Raw genomic sequence first — 16,936 nt, forward strand, 5'->3', positions numbered from 1 at the left:
GGCGTGTGGCGGGGTCAGCCGGTGTATCCGGCGAAGACGCGCGTGAAGTCCCAGGCGGACTGGCTCACGCCGGAGCAGCTGTCGGCGGAGCCGCCGGTGCAGGGCCGGTCGCGGTTGGCGGACCAGAAGGTGAGCCGGGCCAGGTGGTGCTGCTGGGCGTAGGCGAGGATGGTCCGGAAGTCGGCCACCGTGACGGTCTCGCTGTTGTCGGTGATCCCGTTCATGGACGAGATGCCCATGTCCCGGTACGCGGTGTCGTCGCTGTAGCCGTACGCGTTCTTCAGCGCGTTCTTGAGCCCCTCGGCCGCCTGGGTGGTGAGGTTGCCCATGTTCTGGCCCGCGCCGCCGAAGTCGAACGGCATGACGGCCCAGGCGTCGACGGTCAGCCCGGCGGACGCGGCCCGGTTGATGAGGCTGGTGTCGGGGCCGCTCTGGCCGGTGCCGATGGTGATGTACACCTTCAGACCGGAGTTGTCGGCCTTCACCGTCTTCAGCGCGTCCACGACCCGCTGCTGCACGGTCCCGTTGCCGTAGGCGTCGGCTTCGAGGTCGATGTCGATCGCCTTGAGACCGCCGTAGGCGTTGATGACCTTCTGGTAGGCCGCCGCCAGCTCGCCCGCGCTGGAGCAGGAGCTCTCCAGCTTGTTGCCGCTGTAGCCGCCGAAGGACGGGATGACGTCACCGCCGCCCGCGCGCACGGTGTTGACGGTCTGCTGGTCGACCCCGCCGGTCAGCGCCCGGCTGCCGTCCCACTGCGGGTTGCAGTAGCCGTTGCTGAGGACGAACGCGAGCGTGTAGTACTTCACACCGGTCGCGTCGGTGATCGTGGTCGGGCTCGGCGGGTCGCCCCAGCCGTTGTACAGGTACGGCGCCACGGCCATCGGCGAGGACGGGGTGGTGGTGCCGCCGGCGGCCGGGGCCGTCCACTTCTGGTTGGCGGTGCCCGCGCAGGTCCAGATCTGTGTCCGGGTGCCGTTGGCGGAGTTGTTGTCGGTGACGTCCATGCACTTGTTCGCCTGCGGATTGACGATGTCGTGCGCGGACGACACCGTCCACTGCTGGTTCGCTCCGCCGGAGCAGGTCCACAGTTGCAGCTTGGCGCCGTCGGCGGTCGAACTGCCGGTCACGTCAAGGCACTTGCCGAGGGCGCGGATGGTGCCGTCGCTGCCGACGGTCCACTGCTGGGCGGCGGTGCCGTTGCAGTCGTAGAGCTGGACGGCCGTGCCGTCGGCGGAGTTGGCGCCGGCGACGTCGAGGCACTTGCCGGCGAGGCCGGTGACGGTGCCGGTGGCGGCCTGCGCCGGAGCGGCGGTGAGCAGGCCTGCGGAGAGCGTCAACGCGGCTATGGAGACAGCCGTGGGGAGGGACCTGGCCATATGCGGGGGGTGGCCTTTCACGCGGGGGGATGCAGCACGGTTTGCACTCAACGCCCTTGTTGACACTGAGCGTTGAGCGCATCCGTGAGTCTTTGTTTAAGGCGTGAAACTAAAGGTCCGGACCACCAGCGTCAAGGGGGTGCGCCCCGAAGGGCGCGGGGCTGCGTCGATGTGCGGCTGCCGCCGCGTGGGCGCGACCAGCCACATCGAATCCCGCACCCGGGAACGGCCCGCAGCCCTACGGCGAGTCCCCTTCAGACCGTCGGCGCCTCCGCGAACTGCGTCCGGTGCAGCTCCGCGTACCGCCCGTCCGCCGCCAGCAGGGCTTCGTGGGTGCCGCGCTCCACGATCCGGCCGGCCTCGACCACCAGGATCTGGTCGGCGGCCCGGATCGTGGACAACCGGTGGGCGATGACGACGGCCGTACGCCCCTGGAGCGCCTCGGCGAGGGCTTCCTGCACGGCCGCCTCCGAGGTGTTGTCGAGATGGGCGGTGGCCTCGTCGAGGATCACCACGCGCTGGCGGGCCAGCAGCAGCCGGGCGATGGTCATCCGCTGCCGCTCGCCGCCGGAGAGCCGGTAGCCGCGCTCGCCGACCACCGTGTCCAGGCCGTCGGGCAGCGCCCGGACCACCTCACCGAGCCGGGCCCGCCCCAGGGCGTCCCACAGCTCCTCGTCCGTGGCCGCGGGCCGGGCGAGCAGCAGGTTGGCGCGGACGGTGTCGTGGAAGAGGTGTCCGTCCTGGGTGACCATGCCCAGGGTGGCCCGCACCGAGCCGGCGGTCAGGTCGCGGACGTCGGTGCCGCCGATGCGGACGGCGCCCTCGTCGACGTCGTACAGGCGCGGCAGCAGCTGGGCGATGGTGGACTTGCCGGCGCCGGAGGAGCCGACGAGGGCGACGGTCTGGCCGGGCTCGGCGCGGAAGGAGATGCCGTGCAGGACCTCGCTGCCGCCGCGCGAGTCGAGGACCGCGACCTCTTCGAGCGAGGCCAGCGAGACCTGGTCGGCGGCCGGGTAGGCGAAGCGGACGTCCTCGAACTCGACGGCCACCGGGCCCTCGGGGACCTCGCGGGCGTCCGGTTTCTCCTCGATCAGGGGCTTCAGGTCGAGCACTTCGAAGACCCGCTCGAAGCTGACCAGCGCGCTCATCACCTCGACACGGGCGCCGGCGAGCGCGGTCAGCGGGGCGTAGAGGCGGGTCAGCAGCAGGGCCAGGGAGACCACCGCGCCCGGCTCCAGGCTGCCGCGCAGCGCGAACCAGCCGCCGAGGCCGTAGACCAGGGCGAGCGCCAGCGAGGAGACCAGGGTCAGCGCGGTCATGAACACCGACTGGGAGGTGGCGGTGCGCACACCGATGTCCCGGACCCGGGCGGCACGGGCGGTGAACTCGGCCGACTCCTCCTCGGGGCGGCCGAAGAGCTTGATCAGGGTGGCGCCGGGCGCGGAGAAGCGCTCGGTCATCCGGGTGCCCATGTCCGCGTTGAGCGCGGCGGCCTCCCGCTGCATCCGGGCCATCCGGCCGCCCATCCGACGGGCGGGCACCACGAACACCGGCAGCAGCACCAGCGCGAGCAGGGTGATCTGCCAGGACAGGGTGAGCATCACCGCGAGCGTGAGCACCAGCGTGACCAGGTTGCTGACCACGCCGGAGAGGGTGCCGGCGAAGGCCCGCTGGGCGCCGATCACGTCGTTGTTGAGACGGCTGACGAGCGCTCCCGTACGGGTACGTGTGAAGAACGCGACGGGCATGCGCTGCACATGATCGAACACAGCCGTGCGCAGATCGAGGATGAGGCCCTCGCCGAGCGTCGCCGAGAGCCGTCGGCCGAGCACCCCGAGTGCCGCCTCGGCGACCGCGACCAGCGCGATCAGCAGGGACAGCCGTACGACCGCGCCGGTGTCGTGCCCCGACACGATCGCGTCGACGACATGGCCGGCGAGCACCGGGGTGGCGACGGCGAGCAGGGCGGTCACCACCCCGAGCAGCACGAACCGGACGATGCCGCCCCGGTACGGGCGGGCGAAGGCGGCGATGCGACGCAGCGTGGCCCGTTCGAACGGGCGCCGCTCCTGCTGTGCGGTCATCACGCTGTGCAGTTGCATCCAGGCGGTGGTCTCCATACTCATGAGGGAGACGGTAGGACCTCAAGCGTCGTTGAGGTCAATGTCCGTGCGCGGCCCGCGGGCCTCCCCCACCCGCTGCCCGTCCGACATCCGGTGTCTCCTCTTCCGCCACCCGCAGTTGGGGCGGCATGGAGAACCTCTCCCGGTGTGACAGCGGTAAGAATCCCCGGCTTCCGTGAGAGCCGTCCGACCCGGCTCGCCCGCCGCGTCCCCTGGCGGCATGTCCTCACCCTGATTCCGCTCGTGCTGGTCGCGGTCATCGCGGTGCAGCACCGGCAGGTCCTCGTCGAGGGCTTCGGCCATCTGCGCGAGGCCTCCTGGCCCTGGCTGCTGGCGGCGGGCGGTGCCACCTGTCTGACCTGGGTGGCCGCCGCGTTCACCCGGCAGGGCGCGGTCGTCCAGCCGCTGCCCCGCTGGCGGCTGCTGGCCACCCAGCTCGCGGCCGGCTCGGCCAACCATCTGCTGCCGACGGGACTCGGCTCGGGTGCGGTGAACCTGCGGTTCATGGCCGTGTGCGGAGTGCCGCTCGCCACCTCCTCCGCCGCGCTGGCCCTCTATCTGCTCGCCGAGTCGATCGCCCGCGTGGGCCTGATGGCCGTGTTCTTCGTCGCCTTCCCGGACGCGCTGCGGCTCGACGGCCTGCTGCCCGGCGCGGACGTCGGACCGCTGCTCGCCGTCGCCGGCGCGCTGGTGACCGCCGCGCTGACCGCGCTGTTCCTCGTACGACGGGTGCGCGAGCCGGTGCTCCGCTTCGTGCGCAGCGCCCTGGGCGAGGCCCGCTCGGTGCACACCCGTCCGTCCCGGGCGCTGGCGCTGTGGGGCGGCTCGCTCGCCTTCCCCGCCCTCCAGGCGGCCGGTCTGGTGGCGGTGGGGCAGGCGCTGGGCCTCGACGTGCCGCCCGCGCACATGGCGCTGGCGTACCTGGCGGCCACGGTCGCCGTCGCCCTGGTCCCCACGCCGGGCGGCCTGGGTTCGGTGGAGGCGGCGCTGATCGTGGCGCTGGTGGCGGCCGGCGGCCCGGTGGCGGTGGCCACGGCCGTCGTCCTCGCGTACCGGATCATCACCGTGTGGGTGCCGTTGCTGCCGGGAGCACTGACACTGGGAGCGCTGGTACGACTGAAGGTCATCTGAGCACTCGCCGCGGAGGAAACACATGCCGGTCCGCCTGGAACGCCAGGGTCCTGTCACGACGGTGGTCCTCTCCCGGCCCGGGGTGCGCAACGCGGTGGACGGGCCGACGGCGGCCGAACTGGTCGCGGCCTTCCGGGAGTTCGAGGCGGACGACGCGGCCCGGGTGGCGGTGCTGTGGGGCGAGGGCGGCACGTTCTGCGCGGGCGCGGACCTCAAGGCGATGGGCGGCGAGCACCGCAACCGGGTGGCGGAGGACGGCGACGGCCCGATGGGCCCGACCCGGCTGCGCCTGTCGAAGCCGGTGATCGCGGCGATCGCCGGGCACGCCGTGGCCGGCGGCCTGGAGCTGGCCCTGTGGTGCGATCTGCGGGTCGCCGAGGAGGACGCGGTGTTCGGCGTCTTCTGCCGCCGCTGGGGTGTGCCGCTGATCGACGGCGGCACGGTACGGCTGCCCCGGCTGATCGGCACGAGCCGGGCGATGGACCTGATCCTCACCGGCCGCGCGGTACCGGCCGCCGAGGCGTACGAGATGGGGCTGGCCAACCGGGTCGTCCCCACCGGAAGCTCCCGCCGGGCGGCCGAGGAACTGGCCGCGTCCATCGCGGGTTTCCCGCAGGCCTGCCTGCGCAGCGACCGCGCGTCGGTGCTGGACCAGGAGGGGCTGGACGAGACGGCGGCGCTGGGCGCCGAGATCCGGCACGGCATGGGCGTGCTGGCGGAAGGTCTGGAGGGGGCCGCGCGGTTCGCGTCGGGGGCGGGCCGGCACGGGTCGTTCACGGGCGGCTGACCAGCCGCTCCGGCAGCGCCCCCACCGGTTCGACCGGGATGCCGGACCCGGCGGCGCAGGCGGCCGGGAGGCGGGAGCCCTCGCGGACGAGGCGGGCCTCCAGGGTGCCGGGGCGGGCGTCGAAACCGGTGTGCAGGATGGCGGTGTCGGCCTTCGCGGTGCCCTGGCCGACGTCGTCCTGGGCCTCCGCCGGAGCGCCCCTGAGATGCGGGTGGCGGGCGAGTTCGCGGGCGATCGCGCTGCCTGCGACCCCGGCGCCGACGACCGTCACGTCGTACGGCCCCAAGGGCGGGGGGCCTCGGCGGTGACCGTCACGCGGGTGCTCCGGCTCCGGAGCCGGCCACCGGCCCTTCGAGGAGCGTGGCGACGGCGGTCCGGAAGACGCCCAGACGGTCGGCGGCCTCGGCGGCCGAGATGCGCGGCTCGTAGACGGCGGAGGGCCTGCCGTCCGGCAGGAAGTCGACGGGGTCGCTGCCGAGATGGGCCAGCGCGCCCACGCCCAGGGCGGTGGCGTCGGGCAGCGTGGACACCTCGACGGGGCGTTGCAGCAGGTCGGCCTGGGTCTGCATGAGCAGGGCCGAACGGGTCAGACCGCCGTCGACGCGCAGCGCGGTCAGCGGGGCGCCGAGGTCGGTCTCGGCGGCCTCGGCGAGCTCCGTCACCTGGGCGGCGAGTCCCTCGCACAGGGCCCGCACCAGGTGCCCGGGGCCGGTGTCGAGGCCCAGCCCGGTGAGGGAACCGCGCAGGTCGCCGCGCCACCAGGGGGCGGCGAGCCCGGCCAGGGCCGGGACGAAGGTGACCCCGCCGGCGTCGAGGACGGCGCCGCCCACCCGGTCCAGGTCGGCGGGTCCCGAGATCACGCCGAGGTCGGTGAGCCAGCGCACGGCGGAGGCGGCGGTGTACACCTGGCCGTCCAGGCAGTAGCCGGGCTCTCCGGCGAGGCGCCAGGCGACCGAGCTGACCAGTCCGGAGGTGCTGCGCCGGGGCGTGTCACCGGTGTGCGCGAGCAGGAACGCCCCGGTGCCATAGGTGCACTTGGCGCCGCCGGGCCCGGTGACCCGCTGGGCGAGCAGGGCGGCCTGCTGGTCCGTGGCGAGCCCGGTGAGCGGGATCTTGCTTCCGAACTCCTTTGTGGTTCCCACGAGTTGGGCGTTGTCGACGATCCCGGGAAGGTGTTCGGCGGACAGCCCGTAGAGGTCGAGGGCGCGGGCGGACCACTGCATCCGGTCCAGGTCGAGGAGGTGGGTGCGGCCGGCGGTGGCGGCGTCGGTGACGAAGGCACCGGTGAGCCGGTGGACCAGCCAGGCGTCGGTGGTGGTGACGACTCCCTCGGTGGTGAGGTGGCGGCGGATCCAGGCCATCTTGGGCGCCGCGAAGCAGGGGTCGAGCGGGAGACCGGTCAGGCTGCGTAACTCCTCGGCGTGCTCGCCGAGTCCGGCACAGAGGGACTCGGCCCGGCGGTCCTGCCGGACGATGGCGTCGGTGAGCGGACGCCCGGTGCCGGGGTCCCAGGCGAGGACGGTCTCGCCCTGGTTGGCCAGGCCGAACGCGGTCACCGGTTCACCGGCCTCGGCGAGCGCCCGGCGGCCGGCGACGAGCACCGAGTCGTAGAGCTCCACGGGGTCGGCCTCCATCAGGCCTCCGGGCAGGTGCCGGGTCCGTACGGCGACGAATCCGGTGCCGATGACGCCCCGTTCGGGGCAGATCACCAGGGCCTTGGTGCCGGACGTGCCCTGGTCGACCGCGAGCACCGGACCTGTCATAGAGCCTCCCCTGACGATCACTGCGCGACAGCCTGCCGCAGTGGTGAGGGGCAGCACAAGCACACCCGGGTGCAGGTGGCACGAACCTCCGTGCGGATACGGCAGGATGAGCGGTTGCACGAACGAATGGGAGGTGACCGGTGGACCGAGCGCTCACCGTCGATGACCTGGTCCTGGCCGGAATCGCCCTCGCGGCCGGCCTGTTGCTGGCCTTTCTGTCACGCGGGATGCTGCGCTGGCTGGCGGGGCACGCGAAGCGGACCCGTTGGAGCGGTGACGACGTCCTCGTGGACGCGCTGCGCGCGGTGGTCCCGTGGGCGGCGATCGCGGGCGGCGCGGCGGCCGCGGCGGCGGTCCTGCCGCTGACGAAGACGGTCCAGCACCACACGAACCAGTGCCTGAAGGTACTGCTCATCTTCGCGGTGACGGTGTCGGTGGCGCGGGTGGTCGCCGGGCTGGTGCAGTCGGTCACCCAGTCCCGCTCGGGGGTCGCCGGTTCGGCCACGATCTTCGTGAACATCACCCGGGTGCTGGTCCTGTCGATCGGTTTCCTGGTGATGCTCCAGACGCTGGGCATCTCCATAGCCCCCCTGCTCACCGCGCTGGGCGTGGGCGGTCTGGCGGTGGCGCTGGCCCTCCAGGACACCCTGGCCAACCTCTTCGCGGGCGTCCACATCCTCGCCTCCAAGACCGTCCAGCCGGGCGACTACATACAGCTGAGCAGCGGTGAGGAGGGCTATGTCGTGGACATCAACTGGCGTCAGACGACCGTCCGCCAGCTCTCCAACAACCTGGTGGTCATCCCCAACGGCCAGCTGGCGAAGACCAACATGACCAACTACACCCGCCCCGAACAGCAGTTGACGGTCCTGGTGCAGGTGGGGGTGGGCTACGACAGCGACCTGGACCATGTCGAGCGGGTCACGCACGAGGTCATCACCGAGACGATGACCGAGATCACCGGCGCGGTCCCGGACCACGAACCCGCCATCCGCTTCCACACCTTCGGGGACTCGCGGATCGGCTTCACGGTGATCCTGGGCGTCGGTGAGTTCAGCGACCAGTTCCGGATCAAGCACGAGTTCGTCAAGCGCCTGCACCGCCGCTACCGCGAGGAGGGCATCCGTATCCCGGCTCCGGCCCGGACGGTGGCGCTCCAGCAGGGGGCCGTGGTGATCCCGCAGCAGCGCGTCACGGACGAGATGTCCGCGGGCCTGCCGCACACCGACTAGGCGCTCCGCGGGTGAGGACAAGTAACTCTGGCTGTCTCATGTGCCGTCTGAGGCGACACCGGGAGAGCGGGAAGACCGTCAGGTTCCCTGACCTCGTGTTGTCTCAGAGGGAGTTGGGGTGGATCACCTCTTTGTGTCTCACGGCAGGGCGCGTCGGTTCTACGAGGCACCGCCGGGAGTCGATCTCGATGCGGCGGCGTACGTACACACGCCCCTCTTCCTCTGGTGGTTTACCGGGAGGACTGCACCGAGCACCGTGAGGCGCCGGACGAGCCGGCCACACGGCGAAGACGCCGGTCGCTGATCAACAACTTCTACGACTGGGCCGTCGATGCGAGGCTGCTCGATCAGCGGCCGTCTTTCGCCGCAGTAACGGACGGGGTGTGTTGGCCTGGGGGGGCCACGACCGAGCTGGACATGCGCCACCTGACCTTCCGGGTGAGTGCAGCTGCCTGCTCGACATCGAGGTCGGCCCGCCGCGTCGGGACGCCTCCCCGGTTGAGGTGATGCTGCAGGAGTCACCCCCTGATGCCGGTGTCCGCCAAGACCGCCACCTAGCTCCGCGAGGCCATGGGCGGGCTGCTGGCCGGCGAGGCCCTGCACACCGACGGCGCCCTCACCAAGGAGAACCTCGCCCTGAAGAAGTGCGCCAGCGACCGAAGACTCGCCCCTCTGCCTTCCTTCAAGTGAGCACGTTCACGGAAGCGGGTCTGTCAGGGACAGCGCTTCCATGAAGCGCTTGGCGCGCTCGGTGATGGTGGACCAGTCGGCGGCGGCTATGGCGGAGGCAGGGACTACTTCGGACCCGGCGCATACGGCCTGTGCTCCGGCAGCCAGGAACTGGGCGGCGTTGGCGCTGTTGACACCGCCGGAAGCGACGAGGGGGACGCCGGGATAGGGGCCGGCGAGGTCCTCGAAGTAGCGGGGGCCCAGGGAATGGGCCGGGAAGATCTTCACTGCGGCGGCGTGGAGGTCCAGAGCGTGAGCGACCTCCGTCGGGGTCAGCGCTCCCATGACCACGGGGATACCCGCTCGGACCGCGGCCTCGGCGACCTCAGGGCGGCAGCCGGGAGTGACCAGGTAGGTGGCTCCCGCCTCAATCGCCGCCTGGGCCTGAACGCCCGTCATGACCGTACCGGCGCCTATGTGGGATTCGTTGTGTGCTGCGGCGCGCTGCAGGTGGGTGGTGAGGTCAGGAGTGGTGAAGGTGAACTCCACCCAGCGGATTCCTCCTTCTGCGAGGGCGGCGCAGAGGGCCGCGGCGTCGGGGATCTCGGGGGCCCTGATCACGGCGATGACGCGGTCCGCGGACAGCGCGGGCAGGAAGGAGGAACTCACGGCGGCTGACTGCTTTCGGTGGGTCATCAGAAGAAGGTCCTCACCATGTCGACGAGGTGAGGCTGCTCGGCGTCCGCGTCGTTGACGACGGGGATGAGGTTCCATTTGTCGAAGGCTGTGCACGGGTGCGACAGGCCCAGGCGGACGATGTCGCCGACCCGGACGTCGGCGTCGCGCAGGAAGGTGTGCTGGTCGTTGAGGGCAGTGACACGGCCGCGATCACGCAACCGGCCGTCTCCTCGGACGAGTTGGGGTTCGGGCAGGCCTTCGTCGTAAGGGAAGTCCCGCTTTCCTCCGTCCAGTAGTGCGAGGGCCCGTTCGGGTTGGGAGATCACCCGGGCCCAGCCGTGCATCGCGCTGCCCAGCGGTACAGGACCCGCGCCTCGGGCGAGCGGCGAGAGGGTTCGGTAGAAGCCGTCGTCGTGAACGATGTAGGCGCCCGACCGCAGGAGGATCCGGGTGCCCGTCCTCCGGGCAGGGGCGAATTCGCGTACCACGGTGTCGAAGTACGCGCTGCCTCCCGCCGTGATCACTGAGTCCGCGGTAGCGTCGGCGGCGTCCAGCATTCCTTCGTCACGCAGCTGGTCATGGAGCGCGGCCATCTTGCGGAGGTAGTTCTCGACGGCGGTGAGAGAACCTGGTGAGGCGTCGTGGGCGAGTGCGCCTTCGTAGCCGCTCACGCCGACCAGGCGCAGGCCGGGGGCTGCGTGGATCGCCTGAGCCGTGGCCCATGCCTTGTGCAGGGTGCGGGCTCCGGTGCGGCCGCCGGCGGCGCCGAGTTCCACGCACACGTCGAGCGGTCGCGCGCTCGTCGGCCGGTGGGCGAGGGTCTGCCGGAGGAGGTCGACGGTGAGGACGGAGTCGGCCCAACAGGTGAAGGAGAAGAGCGGGTCGCGGTCCAGCTCGGTTGTGATCCAGTACAGCCCGGCCGGGTCGAGGAGGGAGTTGGCCAGGTGGATGCGCTGTACGCCGAAGGCGCGGGCGACACGGACCTGGGCGAGGTTGGCGAGGGTGATGGCCCGTGCCCCGGCGGCCAGTTGGCGCTGCCAGAGCGCGGGGGCCATGGTGGTCTTGCCGTGCGGGGCGAGGTCCACGTCGGCCGCGGCGCACCAGGCGGCCATGGTGTGCAGGTTGTGTTCCAGTGCGGACGCGTCGAGGGTGAGCAGCGGGGTGCCGAGGTCGTCCAGCGTCGGCTTCGTGGCCAGGAATTCCGCCACGGTGCTGCCCCAGGCGTGGGCGGGTACGGCCTTGAACCGCCAGTCCAGGACCTCGCCGGCCAGGTCCGTGATCCGTTCGGTGTCGATGCCGGGGGTGTGCGGTGTCGTCGTGTTCATGGGCTTGGGTGTCCCGTTCGTCAGGCGACGACGGCCTGGGCGTCGATCTCGACGAGCATGACCTCGTGCGGCAGCTCGACGAAGACCGTGGTGCGGCACGGCTTCGGGCCGCCCTCGACGTGCTCTTCGATGAACTGGGCGTAGGCCTCGTTCATCGCGGCGAAGTCCGCGCGCTGGGTCAGGTAGACACGGAACATCACCACGTCGGAGACCTGGGCGCCGCCGGCTTCGAGGATGGCGCGGACGTTCTCCAGGGTGCGGCGGGTCTGGGCCCTGACGTCGCCTTCGTGGAGGTAGGCGCCGGTGGCCGGGTCCTGGGGTCCCTGGCCGGAGACTTGCAGGATCGGTCCCTTGCGCACGCCCTGGGAGAAGACCCAGGCCGGTGCGGGGGCCCGGTCGGTGCGGATCTCGCTCGTCGGGATCGCGGTCTGGCTCATCGTGGTGCTCCTGGTGGGGGAATGGGGGGTGTCAGGTCAGGCGCAGGGCGGACCAGGCCGCGTTGTCGAGTGCGAGGTGGCGGTCGAGTGTGTCGCGGGTCAGGACCGTGGGGACGTCCTGTCGGGTGCCGAGCGTCGCGGCGGCCACGAGGTGGCCCAGGCGTAGTCCGTTCGCCGGGGTGCGGCCTTCCAGGAATGCTGCGAGGTAGCCGGCGGCGAATGCGTCGCCGGCTCCGACGGGTTCGACGACCTGGGCGGCGGGGGTGGGGACGAAGGTTTCCTCACCGTCGGCGCCATACGCCGTGGCTCCGTGCCCGGCGTCCTTGACGACCAGTACGGGGCCGGGGCCGAGCAGTTCGCGGACTTCTTGCGCCGTGCGGGTGTCCCACAGGGTCTCGGCCTCGTCGCGTCCGACGAACACGAGGTCGGCGCCGCGGGCCAGCTCGAGCAGTGCCGGAGCGGCCCCGGCCGGGCGGTCCCGCCACAGAGCCGGGCGGTGGTTGACGTCGAAGGAGATGAGCGGGCCGGGGACGGCCCGCCGGGAGATGATGCGGGTGACCAGTTCGGCGCAACTGTCCGAGAGTGCGGCGGTGATGCCGGAGAGGTGCAACGCCCGGGCCCGGTGCAGCAGCGGAAGGTCCACCAGGCCGGCGTCCATGGCGGCTGCAGCGGAGTTCTGGCGGTAGTAGTACGTGCCCGTTCCCTCGGGGCCGGTGTCCTTGAAGTAGACACCGGTCGGCCGCACCGGGTCCGTCTCGACGGCGGAGACATCGACGCCGCGGGCGGTCAGGTCTTCCAGGACGCGCCGTCCGAGGGGGTCGTCGCCCACGCGGCCCAGCCAGGCGGCGCTGTGCCCCAGGGCGACGAGGGCGCTGGCCACGTTGGACTCCGCTCCGCCCACGGCCAGCTCCAGTGCTCTTTGGTGCGCGAGCGGCCGGGCGTCCGGGGGGCTGAGAACGGCCATGGTTTCCCCGATGCACACCACGTCGGCTTGGGACTCGGAGCCGGAGGGCGCGCGGGGCGAGGTGGGTGGGATGAGCACGAGGGTTCCTTCTGCGGGTTTTCACAAAGGAGTGTCGGGACGGAAGGAATGCCTCTCACGTGTCCAGGACACGGTGCAGGAACTGCTGGGTGCGCTGTTCGGCCGGGTTGCCGAAGACCTGCTCGGGCGAGCCCTGTTCGAGAACGACGCCGCCGTCCATGAACACGACCCGGTCGGCGGTGTCCTTGGCGAAGCGCATCTCGTGGGTGACGACGACCATGGTCATGCCGTCCTCGGCGAGGGAGCGCATGACGCCGGTGACCTCACCGACGAGTTCGGGGTCGAGGGCGGAGGTCGGTTCGTCGAAGAACATGATCGCGGGGTCCATGGCCAGCGCGCGGGCGATGGCGACGCGCTGCTGCTGGCCGCCGGAGAGCTGGGCGGGGTAGGAGTCGGCCTTGTCGGCGAGCCCGACCCGCTTCAAAGCGGCCCGGCCGCGCTCCTCTGCCTCGGCGCGGGAGAGCTTCCTGACCTTCAGCAGGGCGAGCGTGACGTTGCCCAGCGCGGTCTTGTGGGGGAAGAGGTTGAACTGCTGGAAGACCATGCCGACGTGCCCGAAGATCTCAGGAGCGCGCTTGCGGTCGTGCAGCGGGACGCCGCCCACCCACACCTCGCCGCTGTCCGCACGCTCCAGGTCGCACATGATCCGCAGCAGGGTGCTCTTTCCGGAGCCGCTGGCGCCGATCAGCACGACGACCTCGCCCGGCTCGACGTCGATGTCGACGCCCTTGAGGACCTCCAGGTCGCCGAAGCGCTTGTGCACGCCGGACAGGGAGATCCGCGAAGTGGTCACCGCCTTCTGCTGGGCGGCGGGGTCGGTGATCATCATGCGGTGACAGCCTTTCGCTCCATGTGCCGCACGAGCAGCGACAGCGGGTAGCAGATGACGAAGTACAGGACGGAGACGGCGAGGTAGGAGGTCGCCGGGTCGCCCACGCGGTCGATGACGGCCTGGCCCTGGCGGACCAGCTCGACGTAGCCGATCACCACGGCGATCGAGGTGTCCTTGATGAGGGAGAGGTACTGGCCGACCAGCGGGGGCAGGACGATCGCGCGGGTCTGGGGAAGGATGACGCTCAGGAACGTCTGGATGCGCGGCAGGCCCAGGACACGCGCCGCCTCCCACTGGCCGCGGGGGACCGCCTCGATGCCGGCCCGGAAGATCTCCGCGATGTAGGCGCCCTGGTAGAGGGTCAGGGCGAGCAGGGCGGCGCCGAAGATGGTGATGCCCACGAGGCCCAGGTAGGCCGCGCCGAAGTAGATGAAGAGCATCTGGATCAGCAGCGGGGTGCCGCGGAAGACCTCCAGGTAGCCCCGGGCGAGCTGGGCCAGGACCGGGATGCGGCTGGTGCGCACGGCCGCGACGACCAGCCCGAGCAGGGTGCCGGTGGCGATCGCCGCGAGTGAGAGCAGCACGGTGGCCCACAGGCCGGAGACATACAGTTCACGGTTCGACCAGATGACGGACCAGTCCATCACGCCTCCTTCTGGACGGGACGGGTGGAGCGCGCCGGCAGCAGACGGCGTACAGCGCTGAGCGGACGGGGCCGCTCCGAGGGGCGCAGGGGAGGCCTGAAGGCGACTCTCCCGATGAGCCCGGCCACGAGGACGACCGCGTTGGTGAGGACCAGGTAGAGCACCGCTGCGATACCGAAGACCTGCACGGTCAGCAGCGTGCGGGAGTTGATGACCATGGCCGTGCCGGTCAGCTCGGGAACGGAGATGGCGGACAGCAGCGACGAGCCCAGGATGATCTGGACCAGCTGGTTCACCACCGCCGGGTAGACGTTGCGCAGGGCCTGCGGAAACACCACGTGCGCGAAGGTGCGCAACGGGCTCAGGGCCAGTACCCGGGCGGCTTCACGCTGGCCGCGGGGCACGGCCTGGATGCCGGCGCGGAAGATCTCGGTGAGGTACGCGCCGACGTTCACGCCGAGGGCCAGCACACCCGCCTGCACCGGGCTCAGCCGCAGACCGGCCGAAGGCAGCGCGAAGTAGGCGACGAACATCTGCAGCAGCACAGGGGTGTTGCGGATGACCTCGACGTACACGGCGGCGGGCGCGCGCAGGACCGCGTAGCGGGATCTGCGGGCCAGGGCGCCGAGCAGGCCGAGGGCGAAGGCGAGCGCGAAGGCTTCGAGCGAGAGTTTCAGGGACAGCCAGGCCGCGTCGAGATAGGTGGCCCAGTCCCTCAGGGCGTAGGTCCAGTCAACGAACATGGGACTCCTCCACGGGCGGCGGCGGGGGCCGCCGCCCGACCGGGCTCAGTAGGACGGGTTGAGCGGGAAGACACGGTCGACGCCGAACCACTTCTTGTAGAGGGCGTTCGCCTGTCCGGAGGTGTTGAACTCCCGCAGCCACGTGTTGACCCACTGCAGCCAGGTGGCGTCGCCCAGCGGAACGCCGATGCCGTTGTACTCCAGCGGTACGACGGAGTCCTTGGTGACCTTGAGCGAGGAGTCCTGCTTGGCCTGGTAGTTGAGGAAGTTGGAGTCCTCGACCATGGCGTCGGCCTGGCCCTGCTTGACGGCGAGCACGGCGGCGGCGGAGGTGTCGTACTCCTGGATCTTCGCCTTGGGGTTTCCGGCCTTGACGGCGTCGCCGTTGGTGGAGCCCTTGGTCACGGCGACCGTCTTGCCCGAGAGGTCCTTGAGGGTGGCGATGCCGCTGGCCTTCTTCACCAGCATCACCTCGCCCGCGACGATGTAGGGGTCGCTGAAGGCGACCTGCTTGGCCCGCTCGGCGGTGGTGGTGAAGTTGCAGACCACCGCGTCGACCTTCTTGGTCTGCAGGTTGGGGATGCGGTTGGCGGACGTGGTGTCGACGATGTGGACCTTGACGCCGAGCGCGGTGGCCATGGCGGTGGCGACGTCGACGTCGAAGCCCTGCGGCTTGTTGTTCTTGTCCATCGAGCCGAACGGCGGGAACGTCAGGCAGCTGGCGACGTTCAGGGTGCCGCGCTTGATGACGTCCTGGAGTGTCGACGACTGCTGGCCCGCAGCCGAGGTGCCGCTGCTGGAAGTACAGGCGGCCAGCGATGCGACAGCGGTCACACCGATACAAATCGCCATCAGATTGCGGGTACCGTGACGAAATCTCATCACACGCATTCCCTTCCGGGAGGGGTTGAGGGTGAGCCGGGGCGGCCGGAGAAGGGGGTGATCACCATCGATCGCCAGCTACGTTCTGCGATGCAAAATCGCGTTTCGCATAACGTTGGGGAGAAGTTAGCCCGGCGCTCCATGACCGTCAACGACCGATTTCAACATGTGACATTTCGTTTTGCTATGCAGTACGGTAGGGTGCCGGTTGGGTCCCCGCAGTGGGCCCGCAGGGGCTGATCGCCCTCGCAACGCATCTCCGCAGGAGGAACCGGCGTGCCTTCGCCCGACAGCGCGAACCAGACCCCTGACGTGCCCGGGGCCCGTCGCAACTCCTCGTCATCACTGCGACGTGCGCTGAGCATCCTGATGTACCTGGCCGAAGACGACGGCCATCCGCAGGGGACCTCGCTCACCGACCTCGCCGCCGGGCTCCAGATGAGCAAATCCACCGTGCTGCGGCTCGTCGGGCCTCTGCGTGAGACGAGGCTGGTGGACCAAGATCCGGAAAGCGGCCACTACCGGCTCGGGCCGCAGAACGCCCTGCTCGGGCAGCTCTACCTGGAGCGCCTCGACATCCGGCGCACGGCGTCCCCCCTGCTGCACCAGCTCGCCCAGGATGTGCGCGAAGCGGTGCACCTGGTCAGCTTCGATCCCCCCGAGATCGTCTACATCGACAAAGTCGAGAGCCCCCAGGCCGTACGCATGCACTCCCGGGTCGGCGGGCGCCAGCCCGCCTACTGCACCGCCACCGGAAAGGCCTTCCTCGCCCACGCCGCCGACGATGTCCTCGACAAGGTGATAGCGGCCGGCATGCCCGCCCGTACACCGGCCACCATCACCTCGCCCGAGCAACTGCACGCCGAACTCGCCCGCATCCGCGAGCGCGGCTACGCCATCGACGATGTGGAGAACGAACTCGACATCCGCTGCGTAGCCGCACCGGCTTTCAACCACAGCGGGGCCGTCGTCACGGCAGTCAGCATCTCCGGCCCGGCTTCCCGCGTGACGCCCGACCGCCTCGCAGAGATCGGAAGGCAGGTCATCGACACAGCCCAAGCCCTCACCGACCGCTTGGGCGGAATCGCTCCGACACCTCGGTGAAAGCTACGAACGGATGAACTCGCCCCAGAATCTCTGAGGCAGGCCGCTCGGAGATCAGAAGAGGTGGGGGGACGCAGATCTGCGAACTCCGCTGAGACAACAGCCGCTCCGAGACAGCCCAATTGTTCCTGACGTGCGAACCACCGCAACCTGCCGGGACGCCGTCGC

15 protein-coding genes and 1 pseudogene are annotated in these 16,936 nt (G+C 70.7%); 4 read left to right on the forward strand and 12 right to left on the reverse strand.

What is annotated here, in order from left to right; all coding sequences use genetic code 11:
• Nucleotides 1–14 precede the first annotated feature (14 nt).
• The gene (locus IEZ11_RS37545; RefSeq protein ID WP_189267484.1) at nt 15–1,376 is read right to left on the reverse strand and encodes a chitinase; all 1,362 of its coding nucleotides are present in this window, start codon (nt 1,374–1,376) and stop codon (nt 15–17) included.
• A gap of 254 nt (nt 1,377–1,630) precedes the next feature.
• On the reverse strand, nt 1,631–3,496 hold the full coding sequence (locus IEZ11_RS37550) for an ABC transporter ATP-binding protein (protein WP_189267585.1): 1,866 nt from the start codon (nt 3,494–3,496) through the stop codon (nt 1,631–1,633).
• Nucleotides 3,497–3,646: 150 nt separating this feature from the next.
• On the opposite strand from IEZ11_RS37550, the gene IEZ11_RS37555 reads away from it, so the two are divergent.
• Nucleotides 3,647–4,630: a lysylphosphatidylglycerol synthase transmembrane domain-containing protein gene (locus IEZ11_RS37555; protein ID WP_189267485.1), complete on the forward strand. Its 984-nt coding sequence runs from the start codon at nt 3,647–3,649 to the stop codon at nt 4,628–4,630.
• A gap of 22 nt (nt 4,631–4,652) precedes the next feature.
• Complete coding sequence (locus tag IEZ11_RS37560; RefSeq protein ID WP_189267486.1) at nt 4,653–5,417, forward strand: crotonase/enoyl-CoA hydratase family protein; 765 nt, start codon at nt 4,653–4,655, stop codon at nt 5,415–5,417.
• A 13-nt stretch (nt 5,418–5,430) separates the two neighbouring features.
• Here IEZ11_RS37560 and IEZ11_RS37565 read toward each other — a convergent pair.
• Both IEZ11_RS37565 and IEZ11_RS37570 read right to left on the reverse strand, forming a co-directional pair.
• Nucleotides 5,431–5,703, reverse strand: a pseudogene (locus tag IEZ11_RS37565) (FAD-dependent oxidoreductase); the annotation flags it as partial.
• A gap of 25 nt (nt 5,704–5,728) precedes the next feature.
• On the reverse strand, nt 5,729–7,180 hold the full coding sequence (locus IEZ11_RS37570) for an FGGY family carbohydrate kinase (protein WP_189267487.1): 1,452 nt from the start codon (nt 7,178–7,180) through the stop codon (nt 5,729–5,731).
• A gap of 140 nt (nt 7,181–7,320) precedes the next feature.
• Here IEZ11_RS37570 and IEZ11_RS37575 point away from each other — a divergent pair, with 140 nt between their 5' ends.
• Entirely contained in the window at nt 7,321–8,412 is a 1,092-nt protein-coding gene (locus IEZ11_RS37575; RefSeq protein WP_189267488.1) for a mechanosensitive ion channel family protein, read from the forward strand.
• A 696-nt stretch (nt 8,413–9,108) separates the two neighbouring features.
• Here the strand turns inward: IEZ11_RS37575 and IEZ11_RS37580 are convergent.
• Genes IEZ11_RS37580 through IEZ11_RS37615 form a run of 8 tightly spaced genes read right to left on the reverse strand, consistent with a single transcriptional unit; the run spans nt 9,109 to nt 15,616 of the window.
• Nucleotides 9,109–9,777, reverse strand: a complete 669-nt coding sequence (locus IEZ11_RS37580) for a bifunctional 4-hydroxy-2-oxoglutarate aldolase/2-dehydro-3-deoxy-phosphogluconate aldolase (RefSeq protein ID WP_189267489.1) — start codon at nt 9,775–9,777, stop codon at nt 9,109–9,111.
• Nucleotides 9,777–11,084 (reverse strand): type III PLP-dependent enzyme domain-containing protein, encoded by a 1,308-nt coding sequence (locus tag IEZ11_RS37585; protein WP_189267490.1) that lies wholly within the window; start codon nt 11,082–11,084, stop codon nt 9,777–9,779. Before IEZ11_RS37585 ends, IEZ11_RS37580 begins: the two co-directional genes overlap by 1 nt.
• A gap of 20 nt (nt 11,085–11,104) precedes the next feature.
• A complete protein-coding gene (locus IEZ11_RS37590) occupies nt 11,105–11,521 on the reverse strand; it encodes a RidA family protein (RefSeq protein ID WP_189267491.1) in 417 nt (138 codons plus the stop codon).
• A 31-nt stretch (nt 11,522–11,552) separates the two neighbouring features.
• Nucleotides 11,553–12,563 carry a sugar kinase gene (locus IEZ11_RS37595; RefSeq protein ID WP_229713605.1) on the reverse strand — a complete coding sequence of 337 codons (1,011 nt, stop codon included), beginning with the start codon at nt 12,561–12,563 and terminating at the stop codon, nt 11,553–11,555.
• Between the two features lie 55 nt (nt 12,564–12,618).
• Nucleotides 12,619–13,389, reverse strand: coding sequence for an amino acid ABC transporter ATP-binding protein (locus tag IEZ11_RS37600; RefSeq protein ID WP_229713614.1), 771 nt, complete (start codon nt 13,387–13,389; stop codon nt 12,619–12,621).
• Nucleotides 13,389–14,039 (reverse strand): amino acid ABC transporter permease, encoded by a 651-nt coding sequence (locus IEZ11_RS37605; RefSeq protein WP_189267492.1) that lies wholly within the window; start codon nt 14,037–14,039, stop codon nt 13,389–13,391. Before IEZ11_RS37605 ends, IEZ11_RS37600 begins: the two co-directional genes overlap by 1 nt.
• Nucleotides 14,039–14,782: an amino acid ABC transporter permease gene (locus IEZ11_RS37610; protein ID WP_189267493.1), complete on the reverse strand. Its 744-nt coding sequence runs from the start codon at nt 14,780–14,782 to the stop codon at nt 14,039–14,041. The genes IEZ11_RS37605 and IEZ11_RS37610 overlap by 1 nt, the downstream gene beginning before the upstream one ends.
• A 45-nt stretch (nt 14,783–14,827) precedes the next feature.
• Entirely contained in the window at nt 14,828–15,616 is a 789-nt protein-coding gene (locus IEZ11_RS37615; RefSeq protein WP_229713606.1) for an ABC transporter substrate-binding protein, read from the reverse strand.
• Between the two features lie 324 nt (nt 15,617–15,940).
• Here IEZ11_RS37615 and IEZ11_RS37620 point away from each other — a divergent pair, with 324 nt between their 5' ends.
• Nucleotides 15,941–16,768: an IclR family transcriptional regulator gene (locus tag IEZ11_RS37620; protein ID WP_229713607.1), complete on the forward strand. Its 828-nt coding sequence runs from the start codon at nt 15,941–15,943 to the stop codon at nt 16,766–16,768.
• Nucleotides 16,769–16,936: the final 168 nt, after the last annotated feature.

It is taken from the genome of Streptomyces fuscichromogenes, from assembly GCF_014645815.1.
Classification (GTDB): domain Bacteria; phylum Actinomycetota; class Actinomycetes; order Streptomycetales; family Streptomycetaceae; genus Streptomyces; species Streptomyces fuscichromogenes.

Coding starts and splice junctions, on each gene's coding strand:
- IEZ11_RS37545 (WP_189267484.1), bottom strand. CDS start 1,376: ATGGCCAGGTCCCTCCCCACGGCTGTCTCCATAGCCGCGTTGACGCTC.
- IEZ11_RS37550 (WP_189267585.1), bottom strand. CDS start 3,496: ATGGAGACCACCGCCTGGATGCAACTGCACAGCGTGATGACCGCACAG.
- IEZ11_RS37560 (WP_189267486.1), top strand. CDS start 4,653: ATGCCGGTCCGCCTGGAACGCCAGGGTCCTGTCACGACGGTGGTCCTC.
- IEZ11_RS37570 (WP_189267487.1), bottom strand. CDS start 7,180: ATGACAGGTCCGGTGCTCGCGGTCGACCAGGGCACGTCCGGCACCAAG.
- IEZ11_RS37580 (WP_189267489.1), bottom strand. CDS start 9,777: ATGACCCACCGAAAGCAGTCAGCCGCCGTGAGTTCCTCCTTCCTGCCC.
- IEZ11_RS37585 (WP_189267490.1), bottom strand. CDS start 11,084: ATGAACACGACGACACCGCACACCCCCGGCATCGACACCGAACGGATC.
- IEZ11_RS37590 (WP_189267491.1), bottom strand. CDS start 11,521: ATGAGCCAGACCGCGATCCCGACGAGCGAGATCCGCACCGACCGGGCC.
- IEZ11_RS37600 (WP_229713614.1), bottom strand. CDS start 13,389: ATGATCACCGACCCCGCCGCCCAGCAGAAGGCGGTGACCACTTCGCGG.
- IEZ11_RS37605 (WP_189267492.1), bottom strand. CDS start 14,039: ATGGACTGGTCCGTCATCTGGTCGAACCGTGAACTGTATGTCTCCGGC.
- IEZ11_RS37610 (WP_189267493.1), bottom strand. CDS start 14,782: ATGTTCGTTGACTGGACCTACGCCCTGAGGGACTGGGCCACCTATCTC.